We start from the raw sequence: 14681 nt of genomic DNA on the forward strand, positions 1-14681 counted from the left end.
GGCACGTCAGCAACGCACCTCACGCATCCTCCCCCCAGGAGACGTGCGAGGTCCCGAATCATGGCGCGACATGCCCACGGATGTACAGGGTGGGAACCGGAGTGGGTGATTTGCGTGCGTTTGCGACACACTCGGCGCGCCGCGGCGTCTTCCTTGGTGATGCGCCGCGCCGGTCATCTCGGCCGAACGTTCGAGCCAGCAGTGGGGGCCATGGCGGGAGCGCATCACGGACGGCCGCGACGTGGCCGCCTTCCACCGCGTGGTGGGTGCTCCCGAGGAGGGGACGGGAGCACCCACCAGAGCCCGGACCCCTTGTCCACGAGCCTGATCCGGCCCGGCCCCGCGTGCGACGATGGAGGTTCCACGACCCGCTTCCCGGGAGCAGCACATGACGGCCACCCACCCGAGCCACGGCTTCCTGACCGAGCCGACCGCGACGCCGGACGTCGAGGCCTACTTCGCGAGCGACGTCGCCGACCACGGCTACGTCATGAACCTCAGCCGCGTCTGGGCCCAGTCCCCCGCCGCCCACGACACGCTGTTCCGCCTGCTCGCCGACATGGTCTCCGTCGCCGGTCTGACCTTCCGTCAGCGCGGCATCCTCATCTCCGCGACCGCCTCGACCATCGGCGACTCGTACTGCGCCCTCGCGTGGGGCGGCCGCCTCGCCACCGCGGCCGGGCAGGAGGTCGCCGGGGCCGTGCTCCGCGGCGACGACGACGGGCTCGACGCCGCCGACGCGGCCCTCGCGGCGTGGGCCCGGACCGTCGCAGGCAACCCCAACGCCACCACGCCGGCCGACCTCGAGCCGTTGCGGGCGGCCGGCTTCGACGACCGCCAGATCTTCGCGGTCACCGTCTTCGTCGCGCTGCGCCGTGCCTTCTCGACGGTAAACGACGCCCTCGGCCCGCTCCCCGACCAGCAGCTGCGCGCCGAGGCGCCACCGGCCGTCGACGAGGCGGTGACCTTCGGCCGTCCGGCCGCTGACCACCCCTCCTGACCGGGGGCGTATGCCGTCCGGCCGCCTCCGCGAGTCCCCCGGACCCGTCAGACGGTCTGGGTAGCGACCCCGCGCATGAGTGCGAGGTAGTCCTCGACCGGGTGGGCACCGGTCACGGCGGCATAGCCGTTGGCGACGACGAAGGGCGTCGACGTGACGCCCATGGAGCGCGCCTGCTGCTCGTCGGCACGCACCTGCTCGGCGTACTCGTCCGACGCGAGAACGGCCGACACGCGGCGCTCGTCGAGGCCGCACTCGGCGGCGAGCCGCTGCAGCACCTCGTGGTCGTCGATGGCGAGGCCCTCGCCGAAGTGGGCCGAGTGGAAGCGCTCGACCGCCGCGGAGCGTAGCGCGGGGCCACCCATCTCGCCGGCGAGGGCGCAGAGCCGGTGGGCGTCGAAGGTGTTGGCGCGCACGGCACGGTCCCAGTCGAAGACGAGGTCATCGGCCTCGGCCACCTCGCTCGCCCTGGCGTTCATCAGCCGGCCGGCACCGGCGTCGCCGCCGTGCCGCACCGACAGGTGCTCGCTGACGGGCACCGCGCCACCCACCGGAACGTCCGGGTCGAGCTCGAAGGAGCGCAGTCGCACCGTGACGTCGTGCGGGCGCTCGAAGGCTGCCACGGCGGCCTCGACCCGCCGCTTGGCGACCCAGGAGTAGGGGCAGACCAGGTCGCTCCAGAGGTCGAGCTCGATGAGGGTCGTGGACTCGGCGGCAGGCTGATCGGTCATCGACTCAGTCAACCACGGACGCCGTCGAGGCCGGAAAAGCGTTGCGCCCCCACCGGATCCGGTGGGGGCGCAACGTGAGGCGCGAGAGGTGACCGCTCAGATGCGGCCGTACATCGACGGCTGGGTCCAGATCGAGTGGTTGCCGATCACGGTGCCGGGACGCTGGGCGTCGATCATGCGGCCTGGGCTGACGTAGATGCCCACGTGGTAGATCGGCGAGCCGAAGAAGACGAGATCGCCGGGGCGCGGGTTGCTGACCGGCGTCGAGGCCGCGGCCTGGGCCGAGGCGGTGCGCGGGATCGAGATGCCAGCCTGGCGGTAGACGTAGGACGTGAAGCCCGAGCAGTCGAAGCCGGAGGGCGTCGTGCCGCCGTAGACGTAGGGCACGCCGAAGAACGACTGGGCGATGCCGACGATGCCGGTGGCGCTGGGGTTGGGCGCGACGTTGAGGGCAGCGCGCGTGGTCGAGCCGGAGCGCGACGCGCGCTCCTGTGCGGCCTCCCGCTCGGCGGCAGCCTTCGCGGCGGCCTTCTTCTCGGCACGCTCCGCCTTGACCTTGACGTCCTCGATGACGACGGGCTTGACCGTGGCCTGCTTGAGGGCGGGCTTGGCGTAGCCGATCGCCGACAGGGCGTTGCCGGCCTTGAGGGTGCCGACGGCCGGGCCGACGGCCGCAGGACCGGCGGCGGCGCTGCTCGTACCGTCAGCGGCGTTCGCCGTGCCGGCGAACGAGGCGACGAGACCACCGGAGGCCGCGACGATGGCGGCACCCTTCACGGCGGGCTGGGCCGACTCCTTGGCGATCGTCTTGAGCTCCGAGATCGCGTTGAAGCGACCGGGGGCGCGGTGGCGCCCGGGAACGTTCTGAGCCACGTTTGACCTCTCGACGCCTACGAGGTGAGCTGTCGGGTTCGGGCTGGAGGTACTGCCCGGCCTTCGCTCGGACCAGGTTCGGTCCACGGAGGGCTTCACCCCGAGGGCGTCTCTCGACGCCCGGAGAAAGTGGTTCCCCCGCTCCTGCCGTGCGGTTCGTACTGAGCCTCAGGTCGATGGCAGGACTAGGCGGTCCGACCCGGGGCACTCACTCGACGGGGAGAGCAAGTTCGCCCACCGTACCCAAGTCCATGGGCCTTGTCACCTTCGAGTTCCCGGAAGTCAAAGAAATTTCAGCGACGCCAGGAAGGGCTCGGACGAGGTGTGGCAAGGCATGCCAAAACGACCCCGCAGACCGGGGCAAACCCTGCCGGACACGGCGTGTTCAGGCCGCCTGGCAGAAGACGTGGACGGCGACGTCGTCGGGCAGGGACACGCCGGTGGACGGCTCGCTGCCCTCGCGGACGGCCAGGACCCGGCCACCGTCACGGACGACCTCGACACGCGCCCCGGGCACGACACCGGCGCTCGTCAGCAGCGCGAGCGCCTCGGGGTCGACCTGCACGGGCTCGCCGATGCGGCGGATCGTCACCACGGCCGGGGCGTCGCCGACGGCGGCGGTCAGCGTGCTGAGGCCCGTCAGGAAGTCCTCGTCCTGACGCACCCCGAGCTCCTCGAGACCGGGGATCGGGTTGCCGTAGGGCGACTCGAGGCCCTCGCCGATGAGCCCGAGGATCTTGCGCTCCACCTTCTCGGACATGACGTGCTCCCACCGGCACGCCTCGTCGTGGGCGTACTCCCACTCGAGGCCGATGACGTCGACGAGGAGCCGCTCGGCGAGGCGGTGCTTGCGCATGACCCGGGTCGCGAGCAGCCGGCCGTGGTCGGACAGCTCGAGGTGCCGGTCGCCCGAGACGGCGACGAGACCGTCACGCTCCATGCGGGCGACGGTCTGCGACACGGTGGGGCCCGAGTGGCCGAGACGCTCGGCGATGCGCGCGCGGAGGGGAACGATGCCCTCCTCCTCGAGCTCGAAGATGGTGCGCAGGTACATCTCGGTGGTGTCGATCAGGTCCGTCACGGTCATACCTTCTCAGAGTCGGAGAGCGGTCAGGGACCGCTCGTGGCCGGTCCTGTCGCGGGCCCGGTCGTGGGGCCGGTCCTCGGGCCCCGGGTCGGGTCGTGCCGCGGCACCCAGATGCGCAGCCAGCCCGCCCCGACGACGGCCCCCACGCCGAGCACGACGGCGGAGGCGCCGAGCGACATGATGGCGCTCAGCCCTGACAACGCCAGAGGGCCCGCCGCCCTTCCCACGTCCGCGCAGAGGCGCCAGCCGCCGAGGAACTGCGCCCGTCCGTCCGAGGGCGACGCGTCGGCTCCCAGGGTCATGATGAGCCCCGCGCCGAGACCGTTGCCGAGGCCGAGCACCGCGGCCGCGGCCGTCACCGCGACGAGGCTCGTCGCGAGCGGCAGCAGCATCATCCCGAGGCCGAGCACGAGCATGCTCGGCACGGCTGCCGCGACTCGGCCGTGGCGGTCCATGAGCCAGCCCGACGGGTAGAAGAGCGCCATGTCGAGCGCGCCGGCGACGCCGAAGACGAGTGACGTCTGCGCCGGGGTGAAGCCGACCGACTCGGCCCACAGCGGGACGAGGGCCTCGCGGATGGCACGCGCACCAGCCACGCACATCGCCCCGGTGCCGAGCGTCAGGAGCACGTGCCGGTGCTGGAGGAGCACCGAGGCCACGCTGCGGGGCGGGCCGCCGCCGGCTACCCGGTGCGCCGACCCGGTGATGTCCGGGGCGAGGAGGACGAGGACGAACGCGGCGAGGCTCGCGACCGCGCCGACGGCATACGCCGCCTCCGTGCCCCACCGCACGATGACGAGCGAACCGATGAAGGGCCCGACGAAGTAGCCGATCCGGTGCACGCCGCCGAGCGTCGACAGCGCCCGCGCACGCATCGCCACCGGCACGGCCTCCGTGAGGTAGGCCTGCCGGGCCAGGCCGAAGAGGGAGCCGGCGAGGCCGATGACGAGCACGCCGGCGAAGAGCATGACGAGACCGCCCGCGAGCGCCGCCACGAGCATGCCGACTGCCTCGATGACGGCGGCGACGAGCAGCGCCCGCCGCTCACCGATGCGCGCCGCGAGCGCACCCGACGGCAGGTCGCCGAGCAGCTGGCCGACGCCCAGCATCGCGACGAGGAGCGCGGCCACCCCGACCGAGGCGCCGAGCTCGCGCGCCGAGACGGCGATGATCGGCGACACGGCGCCGGCCCCCGTCGAACCGAGAAGCGTCGGCCCGTAGGCCGACAGGGCGATGGCGCGCAGGCTGCCCCGGCGCCCCTGCGCACCGTCCCCCCGAATCTCGGTCACGCCACAGGACCCTAACGATCGGGTTACTCGGGTGGCCGGGCCGACCAGCCGACGAAAGCATTGGGGCGTGGCCAGGACTCAGAGGACGAGCAGACCGAGGGCGGTGGAGGCGGCGTTGGCGGCGATGACCGCGAGTGCCAGCGTCACCGCGTCCTCGCGACCCCTCACGCGCCACCACCAGCAGAGCAGCGCCGTCTCCACGACGGCGACGACGACCTCCGCCCCCGCGAGCTGCCACGGCGACCCGAAGCCGGTCGACACGGCATACAGCACGGGGTGTGTCACGACGTTGACGCCGACCGCGCCGACGAGCGCGCGGCCCCAACCGGCCCAGCCCGCGGCCCGTGCGAACGCGACGAGCACCGGCACTTCGACGGCGAACGTCAGCACGAGGGCCTGTAGGGCCGGGAGGCTCACCTCGTGACCGCCGAGACCCGGCCGGGTGGCTCGGTGTCCGACACGCCCGCCCCGTCCGTGGCCGTGCATCGCTCCGGCACCATCACGCTCCTCGTGCTGACAGCCGTCGGCCTCTCGCTCGCGATCGCGCTCGGGGCGCCCATCGCGACCGCCGTCATCGGCCTCATCCTCTTCGGCATCCTGCACAACCTCCTCGAGATCCGCTACGTCATGGGCCGCTTCTCGGGTCTCCTCGGCCGGCCGTTCCTCGAGCTGCTCCTCGCGCTCATCAGCGGCATCGTGGTCTGCCGGCTCCTCGCGGGAGTCATCGGGCGACCCGCACAGCTCGCCGAGATCGTCCTCGGCTACGCCATCCTCGCGGCCGCCGCCCGCCACGGGTTGGACGGCCGGCGACGCGTCGCGGCGTGGGCCGTCATCGGAGCCGCGGCGGCCGTCTCGCTGAGCTTCCCGACGTACTACTTCGTCGTCCTGACCCACCTCCACAACGTCGTGCCCCTCTTCTTCCTCTGGGAGTGGTCGCGTCGCATCACCTCCCGCCGGGGACGCCAGGCGTTCCGCGCCGTCCAGCTGCTGTGGGTCGTCGCGATCCCGGCCGTGATCCTGCTCGGGCTGCTCGACGGGTCGCTGAGCGCCGACCCCGGGATCGTGCGCAGCGTCGTCGGTGACGGGCAGACGGTCCTGGCGGCGAGCTCCCCGCCGAGCGCCTCGGCGACGGTGCTCGGGATGCGCTTCCTCACCGTCTTCGCGTTCATGCAGACGATGCACTACGTCGTGTGGGTCGCCCTGCTGCCGCGCGTCGCGCCGGACGCGTCGGCGGCCTTCGAGGCGCGCGTGCCGTGGGTGACCGGACCCCGGCTGTGGGCCGCGGGCTTCGTGGCGGCCGCGCTCTTCGCCGTCCTCTTCGGCCTCGACTTCGCCCAGGGCAAGGCGTTGTATGCCGCCCTGGCGAGCTACCACGCCTACCTTGAGCTCCCGGTGCTGCTGGCCCTGCTCGTCGGGGCGCGGAGCCTGTCCGCGCCGGCCGGGAGTGCCGGTCCGCGTCGCGACAGTGCCGGCTCCGGAACTCCGCCGACCCCGCCCACGCCGCTGCCGCCGGCCGGCGGCGGGTCGCGTGGCGCCGACCTGCGGCCCGAGGCGACCGCCGCGGTCGCCCCGGAGCCCGAGGTGGGTCCGTGACACCGGGCGTGCTCATGGCCGCACCGGCCGACGCCGCTGCGCCGCCCGAGAACGCCTGGGGTCCGATGCTCGTCGTCGCGCTCGTCGTCCTGGCGATCGTGGCGGTGATCGTCGCCCTCGGCCGCATCACGCGACGGCGATCGTCCGGGGAGGTCCGTGGCAGCGCGGGGGACGAGGTCGCGGGCGAGGTCGCGGACGAGGGCGCCGACACCGGGCCGGCGGACGAGACGACGAGCGACCCTCTGCCCACCGACCCGGCTCCGGACGGGCCGCAGGACCCCGACAAGCCCTCGGTGTAAAAGGTCTTGCCGCCGCTCGGGGCCCGACGTACGGTCGTGGCATCGAAACCGAAGGGAGGTGATCCGAGAAGTGATTTCTTCCGGAGCGTGTGAGGTGGCCACGCGATAGCCGCGTCCCCATCCACACCCAGGGATGAAGCAGGGCAGTCCGACACGTCGGGCTGCCCTGTTCCGTGTCCCTCACCGGACGGGTCCACCCAGCAGTCGAACGCAGCTTTCGGGGCGGTGGGCCGGCCGGGAGTGGGTCAGGGCTGGAGGCGCAGTCGCGTCCACGAGTCGGGGTCGGCGAGGTCGCCGTCACCCGTGCGGCGGAAGACGATCCGGTCGTGCAGGCGGTTGCGCCGCCCCGCCCAGAACTCGACCTCGTCGCACACGATGCGCCACCCGCCCCAGAAGTCCGGCACCGGCACGTCGTGGTCGCTGCCCGTGTCGGGGAAGCGCTCGAGCACCTCCTGCCACCTGCGCTCGAGCTCGGCCCGGTCGGCCGCCGGGCGCGACTGGTCGGACGCCCAGGCCGACAGGCGCGAGCCGTAGGGCCGGGAGTCGAAGTAGGCCTCGACCTCGTCGCGCCCGACGAGCTCGGCGGTGCCGCGGAAGCGGATCGCCCGGTAGATGGCCGGCCACGTGAGGGCGGCCGCGACGCGAGGGTTGGTCCGGAGGTGCTCGCTCTTCGCCGAGCCGAGGTTGGTGACGAAGCCCGGACCCCGCTCGTCGAAGAAGCGCATGAGGACGGTGCGCACGTCGGGGGTGCCCGTCGCATCGACGGTGGCCACCGAGATGGCGGTCGGCTCGGGCACGTCGTCGCGGTCGTCGGCCGCGGTGAGAGCGGCATCGACCCAGGCCTTGGCCTGCAGGTAGGGCGACGCGGCCACGTCGGACTCGACGAGGCCCTCGCCGGAGTAGTCGACGCGACGCACTGCGGCGAGGCCCTCCCGGGCCGGCTGGCGGGGTGAGCTGTCCATGACCCCACACTAGGGTTGACCCGAGAAGGTCCGCGCGGACGTCAGGCCACGGCGCGCGCGGGCCCGGCGACAGCCCCGGCCGCCCGGGGCGCTGTGAGGAGTCACCAACGATGGCAGGCAAGGGCAAGCTCGTCACCCAGACCGTCAAGCTCGGCATCAAGTACGGCCCCCAGATCTGGGTGGCCACGCAGGCTCTGCGCGAGCCCGCCAAGGAGGCGGCCAACAAGGCGATCTCGAGCGAACGCGCCCGGCGCCAGGCGATGGCGCACGCCAAGTCGCTCGCCGACGGCAGCATCCTCAAGGTCTACAAGGGCGACGCCGCCCACTGGGTCGTCTTCAGCGGCGACGAGGCGGTCGGCGTGCACCCCGAGACCGACATGCTGCTCCCGGCCCTCGTCGAGCGCGCCGACCTGACGAAGCGGATCCGCCCCGACGACAAGGTCAAGGCCACCGACCGCGCCAAGGACGCCGCCACCGCGGCCCTGCGCCGGGCCAAGCCCAACCAGATCAACTGACCGCCACGCCCTACGTCACTGCTGCACCCCACGCAGCAGTGACGTAGCCGTCAGACCCCCACCGCCCGCCGGGTGACCAGACCCACCCGCTACGTCACTGTTGCACCCCATGCAGCAGTGACGTAGCCGCCGGACCCCCACCGCCCGCCGGGTGACCAGACCCACCCGCTACGTCACTGTTGCACCCCATGCAGCAGTGACGTAGCCGTCAGACCCCCACCGCCCGCCGGGTGACCAGGCCCACTCGCTACGTCACTGTTGCACCCCGTGCAGCAGTGACGTGGGGCTCGCCGAGGGCCTGGGCGGGCCGCGGGCGCTCAGTCGGCGATGACGATGCCGAGCTCGAGGGCGAGGGCGTCGGCGAGGTCGATGACCTGCATGCGGCTCATCGTCGCGCCCTTGAGCCCGGACAGGCCGACCGGCGAACGGAGCGTGGCCCCGGAGAGGTCGAGGGCGGCATACCTCCCGCGACCGAAGGTCGGCGACACGAGCGTGCAGCCCTCGAAGGTCAGCCCGTCGACGGTCGCCTCCTGCAGGTCCAGCTCGACGACGACGCAGTCGACGAAGGCGACGTCCTTGAGCCGGGCTCCGCGCAGGTTGAGGAAGTCGACCTTGCCGCCGCGCACCGTGACGTCACGCCACGTCGAGCCCCACGCGGACACGGCCGCGAGCCGGCACCCCTCGATAGTCATCTCGACGAGGCTCGCCTCGGCCAGGGTCAGCCCGACGCCCCCGACGCGCTCCCACTCGCACTCCGACCAGCGCGAGCCCTCGAGGTGCGACTCGTCGAGCGTGCCACCGAGCAGCGAGCACTCGAGGAACGTGTGACCCTCGGCGTGGGCCCGCGTGAAGTCGGTGCCCTCGAAGCGGACGGCGTCGTGATGTTGGTCTCGGGTGCTGAACACGGCGTCACGAAAGACGGTCTGGTCGGCGGCTGACGGCATACGGTGAGTCTGTCAGCCGGGACCGACGCCCATCCTCCGCGTCCCGGCTGCGGCCTCCACACCGCGGTGGTACCGCCTGCACAGCAAGGACCCTCATGGCAGACAGCACGCCCGACCCCGACTTCAAGCCCGGCCTCGAGGGTGTCATCGCCTTCGAGTCGACCATTGCAGAGCCGGACAAGGAGGGTGGGTCGCTGCGCTACCGCGGCGTCGACATCGACGACCTCGTCGGGCACGTCGACTTCGCCCACGTCTGGGGCCTGCTCGTCGACAACGAGTTCGACCCGGGGCTGCCGCCCGCCGAGCCCTATCCCCTGCCGGTGCACACCGGGGACGTACGCGTGGACGTCCAGTCCGCGCTCGCCATGCTCGCGCCGGTGTGGGGTTTCAAGCCGACGCTCGACATCGACGCCGACGAGGTGCGCGACAACCTCGCCCGCGCCGCGGTCATGGCCCTGTCGTTCGTCGGGCAGTCGGCCCGGGGGCTCGACAAGCCGATGGTGCCGCAGAGCGAGGTCGACAAGGCCCGCACCATCACCGAGCGGTTCATGATCCGGTGGCGCGGCGAGCCCGACCCGAGGCACGTCGAGGCCGTCGACGCCTACTGGGTCTCGGCCGCCGAGCACGGCATGAACGCCTCGACGTTCACCGCCCGCGTCATCACCTCGACGGGCGCCGACGTCGCCGCCGCGCTCTCCGGCGCCGTCGGTGCGATGTCCGGCCCGCTGCACGGCGGCGCGCCCTCGCGGGTGCTCCACATGCTCGACGGGGTCGAGCAGCAGGGCGACGCGACGGCCTACGTCAAGGGCGTCCTCGACAAGGGCGAGCGCCTGATGGGCTTCGGCCACCGCGTCTACCGCGCCGAGGACCCGCGCGCCCGTGTGCTCCGGTCCGCCTGCGAGCGTCTCGGGGCACCGCGCTACGAGGCCGCCGCGGCGCTCGAGAAGGCCGCCCTCGACGAGCTGCACGCCCGCCGGCCCGACCGCGTGCTCGCGACGAACGTCGAGTTCTGGGCCGCGGTCATCCTGGACTTCGCCGAGGTGCCGCCGTCGATGTTCACGCCGATGTTCACGTGTGCGCGCACGGCCGGCTGGTCGGCGCACATCCTCGAGCAGAAGCAGACCGGCCGGCTCATCCGGCCGTCCTCGCGCTACATCGGCGAAGGTCCGCGCAAGCCCGAGGACGTCGCCGGCTGGACGCCCGACATCTCCCACTGAGGGCACGCCCTCGGGGGCCGTATGCCGTCTCGAGCGTAGCCGGGACGTCGTGCACCCACGCTCCTATGCTGGGAAGCAGGCTGCGGCCGTCCGTCTGCCAACGTCGTGGCCACCCGAGGTGCCGCCATGCCCGACTCATTCGTCCACGATCGCGACGTCAAGCGTCTGCTCGAAATCCTCGAGGACGCCCACGAGCTGGACGCGGACGACCTGTTCTATGCATCCGTCCTCGACGAGATCAGCGAGCTCGTCCCAGCGGACCAGGTGACGTTCCAGGTCAATGCCTGGCATCGAGGCTTCGGCTCGCTCGTCGAGGTCTCGTCAGGCCAACGTGACCAGTACTCCATCCAGGTCGAGGACATCGCGAACGACCCCCTGTTCGGGCCCGACGGATGCGGTGCCCTGTCGGCGGTCCACGGCTACACGGGGGTGACCTGCGAGACCGATGCCGGCTCGACCGGTCCGGTTCACGAGCTCATCGCCTTCATGTCGCCGCTCGGTGAGTTCGACCGCCGCTCGCTGTTCTTCCGCCACGGCGGACCCGTCTTCTCGGACCGTGAGCAGGACCTCCTGCGGCTGGCCCGCCCTCACCTCGCCGAGCTGCACCTGCGCCGGGTCTCGGAGCAGCGCGGGGCGCCGCGCCTGACCACCCGGCAGTGGGCCATCATGCGCCTCGTGGCCACCGGCGCGACCAACGCGCAGGTGGCGCACCAGATGGGCATCGCCGAGGGAACGGTGCGCAAGCACCTCGAGAACGTCTTCGTCCGGCTCGAGGTCTCGAGCCGGATGGAGGCCGTGAACATGGTGTTCCCGCACTGAGAGGACGGCACGACCGGGCGATCGGCGATGTCCGGGGCAGCGGGCGCCGGACCGCTGCCCCCACCGACGATCAGGCTGGCAGGTGGTGGTGGCTGTGCCGCCAGGCGACGGAGTACACGAGGCCCGCGGCCGCGACCACCGCGACGGCGAGCGCCAGCACGAGCATCCAGCTCACCGACCCGCTGTCGGCCGCGGGTCCGGTTGACGTCGTGCCCGCGTCCGGCCACAGACCCGAGCGACCTCGCGACTCGTCGCGGAACTTGCTTGCGAACGCCTGCGTGGCGCCGACGACCGACCCCGCGAGGACTGCGCTGATCGCTGCGACCAGGCGTAGAACGTGGTGCTTGAACATGATCTGCTTCTCTCCTATGGGGACGTGTGCTCCACGCCCGCGATCCCCCGACGTCCACGCCGGCGCTCCTCGCGCCGGTGACGGCTGGTCCCCCCATCCCGCCACTCATCGAGCGTGCGCCCGGCCCGCAACCGAGGGGAATACGACCTTCCGCGTACTGCCGGTCGTCGACCGGCTCTGCGAAGCCGTCCGCGCACACACCCCTGCCCGCCGTGTGGGCGTCCACACACCGAGCAGCGATGTCCAAGGGGTGGGCACGTGAGGTTCAATGGCGGCGGTGACAACGGCGTCATCCGACCTCAACACGTCCGCCACGTGCCCGTAACGTGGCCGCACTTCGCAAGGGTGAATCCGTGACCGAAGCACCAGCCGTGACCCAGCCCATCACCATCCCGGCCGAGCTCCTGCCCGCCGACGGACGGTTCGGCTCCGGACCCTCGAAGGTCCGCCCCGAGCAGCTCGACTACCTCAGCTCGCTGGGTCGCACGGTCCTCGGCACGTCGCACCGCCAGGCACCGGTCAAGAACCTCGTCGGCGAGGTCCGCCAGGGCCTGCGCGACCTCTTCTCCCTGCCCGACGGCTACGAGATCATCCTCGGCAACGGCGGCTCGACCGCGTTCTGGGACATCGCCGCCTTCGGCCTCGTCCGCGAAAGGTCGCAGCACCTGGCCTTCGGCGAGTTCTCGAGCAAGTTCGGCAACGTGACCGCGGCCGCCCCCTTCCTCGGTGACCCCACGATCATCAAGGCCGACCCTGGCACGCTCGCGACGCCGCGGGCCGAGGCCGGCGTCGACGTCTACGCGTGGCCGCACAACGAGACCTCGACCGGCGTCATGGCGCCGGTCCAGCGCGTCGAGGGCGCCGACGACGACGCCCTCGTCCTCATCGACGCCACGTCGGGTGCGGGCGGCCTGTCGGTCGACATCACGCAGACCGACGTCTACTACTTCGCCCCACAGAAGTGCTTCGCCTCCGACGGTGGCCTCTGGCTCGCCGCCTTCTCCCCCGCCGCGCTCGCCCGCGTCGACGAGATCGCCGCGACGGGCCGCTGGGTCCCCGACTTCTTCAGCCTGCCGACGGCCGTCGACAACTCACTGAAGAACCAGACCTACAACACGCCCGCCCTCTCGACGCTGGCGCTGATGAAGAGCCAGCTCGACTGGATGAACGGCAACGGCGGGCTCGAGTTCACGACCGGCCGCACCCGGGACTCCTCGAGCCGCCTCTACGGCTGGGCCGAGCAGACCGACTGGACGACGCCGTACGTCGCGGACCCGGCCGCCCGCTCGCAGGTCGTCGGCACGATCGACCTCGACGACTCCATCGACGCCGCGGCCGTGGCCAAGACGCTGCGCGCCAACCGCATCGTCGACGTCGAGCCCTACCGCAAGCTCGGCCGCAACCAGCTGCGCGTCGCGATGTTCCCGGCCGTCGACCCCGAGGACGTCACGAAGCTGACGCAGGCCATCGACCACGTCGTCGCCGCCCTGGGCTGAGTCCCGGGCCGCGTCGCCCAGCTCGTCCCGAGAGGGCCGGCTTCCGTGTGGGGGGCCGGCCCTCTCGCACGGCCGCGCCGCACCGACGCGTGACCTTTCGGGACGTCCCTCGTTGATCCCGGCAGACCGCCAATGGGGGCGGCGTCGCATCCGAGGAGTCACCATGGTCCGCATCGTCCGCGCAGGCACCACCGCGCGCCGGGTCGCTGCAGCCGTGCCGGTCATCGCCCTGGCCACGGCCGGCATCGCGTTCGCCGCCACCCGCGGCACCGACACCGTCACCCCGACGTCGGCGATCACCGTGCCCGACAAGGCCATCACCGACGGCAGCCCGCTCTACCCGCAGGCCGGTCCCGCGCCGGCGCCGATGCAGCTGCCCCCGATCTACCAGACGTTCACCGAGGACTACGCCCGAGTGGACGTCCGGGCGGCGTCGCGCGGTGCCATCTCGGCCATCGACTCTCTCGCCCCGGTCCGTTTGGACGCCAACGGCATACCGGCGGTGGCCGTCACGGCCTACCAGCGCGCGGCCGGCGTGCTCGGCAGCATCAAGCCCGGGTGCGGCATCGACTGGGCGGTGCTCGGCGCCATCGGTCGGGTCGAGAGCAACCACGCACGCTTCGGTGGCAACGTCCTCGACGCGAGCGGCATCGCCCGCCCGGGCATCATCGGCATCCCGCTCGACGGCTCGCGCGGGACAGCCCGCATCACCGACACCGACGGCGGGGCCCTCGACCGCGACGCCGTCTTCGACCGCGCCGTCGGCCCGATGCAGTTCATCCCGACGTCGTGGTCGATGGCCGGTCGCGACGGCGACGGTGACGGCGTCGCCAACCCGCAGAGCCTGACCGACGCCGTCACCGGCGCGGGAGTGCTGCTGTGCTCGGGCGGTACCGACCTGCGACAGCCGGGTGCGGCCTACCGCGCCGTGCTGCGCTACAACCACTCCGACTCCTACGTGCGCACGGTCCTCTCCATCGCCGACGCGTACCGCCGCGGCGTGACCGTGGTGCCGATGAGCGCGATCCCCGCCGCCCGCCCCGCCGCCGGAAGCGGCTCGGCCACCCCCGATGGCTCGGGCTTCGCGTATGCCGGTTCGCCGGCTCCCCGTTCGACGGCTTCGCCGAGCGCACGCCCCACACCGAGCTCCTCGGCGAAGCCGTCACCCGCGCCGTCCAGCACCTCCAAGCCCTCAGCCTCACCGAAGCCGTCGGCACCGGCGAAGCCGAAGCCGAAGCCCGGATCCCCCGGTCTGCCGATCCCGCTGCCGTCGGTGCCCGGCGTGCCGCTCCCCTCGCTCACGGTGCCGCTCCCGTCCGTGACGAAGCTGCCCGCGCCGACCCTGCCGGCCGAGATCGTGCGGCTGCTAGCGCTGCCGCACCTGCCGCTGCTCAGCGGCGACCCGAAGGACCTCGTCCGGGTGCTCGACCCGCTGACGGCCAAGGTCGTCTGCGTCCTCGACGCCACGGTCGTGACGTGTCCCACCGGAGGTCTGCTCGGCTGA

The 14681-nt window shown here is 72.3% G+C and carries 16 protein-coding genes and 1 riboswitch; of the genes, 8 read left to right on the top strand and 8 right to left on the bottom strand.

Features of this window, described 5'->3' with window-relative positions; all coding sequences use genetic code 11:
* Positions 1–388 precede the first annotated feature (388 nt).
* On the top strand, positions 389–1000 hold the full coding sequence (locus ASD90_RS18465; protein ID WP_056759744.1) for a hypothetical protein: 612 nt from the start codon (positions 389–391) through the stop codon (positions 998–1000).
* A gap of 47 nt (positions 1001–1047) precedes the next feature.
* On the opposite strand, the gene ASD90_RS18470 is transcribed toward ASD90_RS18465, so the two are convergent.
* From ASD90_RS18470 to ASD90_RS18490, 5 genes are all read right to left on the bottom strand, one after another.
* Positions 1048–1731, bottom strand: coding sequence for a DsbA family protein (locus ASD90_RS18470; protein WP_056759746.1), 684 nt, complete (start codon positions 1729–1731; stop codon positions 1048–1050).
* A gap of 96 nt (positions 1732–1827) precedes the next feature.
* A complete protein-coding gene (locus ASD90_RS18475) occupies positions 1828–2604 on the bottom strand; it encodes a C40 family peptidase (RefSeq protein ID WP_056759748.1) in 777 nt (258 codons plus the stop codon).
* Positions 2605–2606: 2 nt separating this feature from the next.
* A riboswitch (cyclic di-AMP (ydaO/yuaA leader) is annotated at positions 2607–2782 on the bottom strand.
* 207 nt (positions 2783–2989) lie between these two features.
* Positions 2990–3685, bottom strand: a complete 696-nt coding sequence (locus tag ASD90_RS18480; protein WP_056760267.1) for a metal-dependent transcriptional regulator — start codon at positions 3683–3685, stop codon at positions 2990–2992.
* A gap of 29 nt (positions 3686–3714) precedes the next feature.
* Positions 3715–4980 carry an MFS transporter gene (locus ASD90_RS18485; protein WP_056759750.1) on the bottom strand — a complete coding sequence of 422 codons (1266 nt, stop codon included), beginning with the start codon at positions 4978–4980 and terminating at the stop codon, positions 3715–3717.
* 78 nt (positions 4981–5058) lie between these two features.
* Positions 5059–5397 (bottom strand): hypothetical protein, encoded by a 339-nt coding sequence (locus tag ASD90_RS18490; protein ID WP_057586541.1) that lies wholly within the window; start codon positions 5395–5397, stop codon positions 5059–5061.
* Between the two features lie 3 nt (positions 5398–5400).
* Here ASD90_RS18490 and ASD90_RS18495 point away from each other — a divergent pair, with 3 nt between their 5' ends.
* Together ASD90_RS18495 and ASD90_RS18500 are read left to right on the top strand one after the other, a co-directional pair.
* Positions 5401–6573: a hypothetical protein gene (locus tag ASD90_RS18495; RefSeq protein WP_056759753.1), complete on the top strand. Its 1173-nt coding sequence runs from the start codon at positions 5401–5403 to the stop codon at positions 6571–6573.
* Positions 6570–6872 carry a hypothetical protein gene (locus ASD90_RS18500; RefSeq protein WP_056759755.1) on the top strand — a complete coding sequence of 101 codons (303 nt, stop codon included), beginning with the start codon at positions 6570–6572 and terminating at the stop codon, positions 6870–6872. The genes ASD90_RS18495 and ASD90_RS18500 overlap by 4 nt, the downstream gene beginning before the upstream one ends.
* 245 nt (positions 6873–7117) lie before the next feature.
* Here the strand turns inward: ASD90_RS18500 and pdxH are convergent, their stop codons facing one another.
* Complete coding sequence (pdxH, locus tag ASD90_RS18505) at positions 7118–7834, bottom strand: pyridoxamine 5'-phosphate oxidase (protein WP_056759757.1); 717 nt, start codon at positions 7832–7834, stop codon at positions 7118–7120.
* 110 nt (positions 7835–7944) lie between these two features.
* Here pdxH and ASD90_RS18510 point away from each other — a divergent pair, with 110 nt between their 5' ends.
* Complete coding sequence (locus ASD90_RS18510; protein ID WP_056759759.1) at positions 7945–8349, top strand: hypothetical protein; 405 nt, start codon at positions 7945–7947, stop codon at positions 8347–8349.
* A gap of 317 nt (positions 8350–8666) precedes the next feature.
* On the opposite strand, the gene ASD90_RS18515 is transcribed toward ASD90_RS18510, so the two are convergent.
* Complete coding sequence (locus ASD90_RS18515) at positions 8667–9293, bottom strand: pentapeptide repeat-containing protein (RefSeq protein WP_056759761.1); 627 nt, start codon at positions 9291–9293, stop codon at positions 8667–8669.
* Between the two features lie 95 nt (positions 9294–9388).
* Between ASD90_RS18515 and ASD90_RS18520 the strand changes: the two genes are divergently transcribed.
* Positions 9389–10510 (top strand): citrate synthase 2, encoded by a 1122-nt coding sequence (locus ASD90_RS18520; protein WP_056759762.1) that lies wholly within the window; start codon positions 9389–9391, stop codon positions 10508–10510.
* A gap of 126 nt (positions 10511–10636) precedes the next feature.
* Entirely contained in the window at positions 10637–11329 is a 693-nt protein-coding gene (locus tag ASD90_RS18525; RefSeq protein ID WP_056759764.1) for a helix-turn-helix transcriptional regulator, read from the top strand.
* Positions 11330–11399: 70 nt separating this feature from the next.
* On the opposite strand, the gene ASD90_RS18530 is transcribed toward ASD90_RS18525, so the two are convergent.
* Complete coding sequence (locus ASD90_RS18530; protein ID WP_056759765.1) at positions 11400–11681, bottom strand: hypothetical protein; 282 nt, start codon at positions 11679–11681, stop codon at positions 11400–11402.
* Positions 11682–12052: 371 nt separating this feature from the next.
* Between ASD90_RS18530 and serC the strand changes: the two genes are divergently transcribed.
* Positions 12053–13177: a phosphoserine transaminase gene (serC, locus tag ASD90_RS18535; RefSeq protein ID WP_056759766.1), complete on the top strand. Its 1125-nt coding sequence runs from the start codon at positions 12053–12055 to the stop codon at positions 13175–13177.
* A gap of 163 nt (positions 13178–13340) precedes the next feature.
* The gene (locus ASD90_RS18540; RefSeq protein WP_056759767.1) at positions 13341–14681 is read left to right on the top strand and encodes a lytic transglycosylase domain-containing protein; all 1341 of its coding nucleotides are present in this window, start codon (positions 13341–13343) and stop codon (positions 14679–14681) included.

It is taken from the genome of Terrabacter sp. Root181, from assembly GCF_001428505.1.
Classification (GTDB): Bacteria; Actinomycetota; Actinomycetes; order Actinomycetales; family Dermatophilaceae; genus Terrabacter.

Excerpts from the sequence above, each read along its gene's own strand:
- ASD90_RS18465 (WP_056759744.1), top strand. The coding sequence starts at position 389 with ATGACGGCCACCCACCCGAGCCACGGCTTCCTGACCGAGCCGACCGCG.
- ASD90_RS18470 (WP_056759746.1), bottom strand. The coding sequence starts at position 1,731 with ATGACCGATCAGCCTGCCGCCGAGTCCACGACCCTCATCGAGCTCGAC.
- pdxH (WP_056759757.1), bottom strand. The coding sequence starts at position 7,834 with ATGGACAGCTCACCCCGCCAGCCGGCCCGGGAGGGCCTCGCCGCAGTG.
- ASD90_RS18510 (WP_056759759.1), top strand. The coding sequence starts at position 7,945 with ATGGCAGGCAAGGGCAAGCTCGTCACCCAGACCGTCAAGCTCGGCATC.
- ASD90_RS18515 (WP_056759761.1), bottom strand. The coding sequence starts at position 9,293 with ATGCCGTCAGCCGCCGACCAGACCGTCTTTCGTGACGCCGTGTTCAGC.
- ASD90_RS18520 (WP_056759762.1), top strand. The coding sequence starts at position 9,389 with ATGGCAGACAGCACGCCCGACCCCGACTTCAAGCCCGGCCTCGAGGGT.
- ASD90_RS18525 (WP_056759764.1), top strand. The coding sequence starts at position 10,637 with ATGCCCGACTCATTCGTCCACGATCGCGACGTCAAGCGTCTGCTCGAA.
- ASD90_RS18530 (WP_056759765.1), bottom strand. The coding sequence starts at position 11,681 with ATGTTCAAGCACCACGTTCTACGCCTGGTCGCAGCGATCAGCGCAGTC.
- ASD90_RS18540 (WP_056759767.1), top strand. The coding sequence starts at position 13,341 with ATGGTCCGCATCGTCCGCGCAGGCACCACCGCGCGCCGGGTCGCTGCA.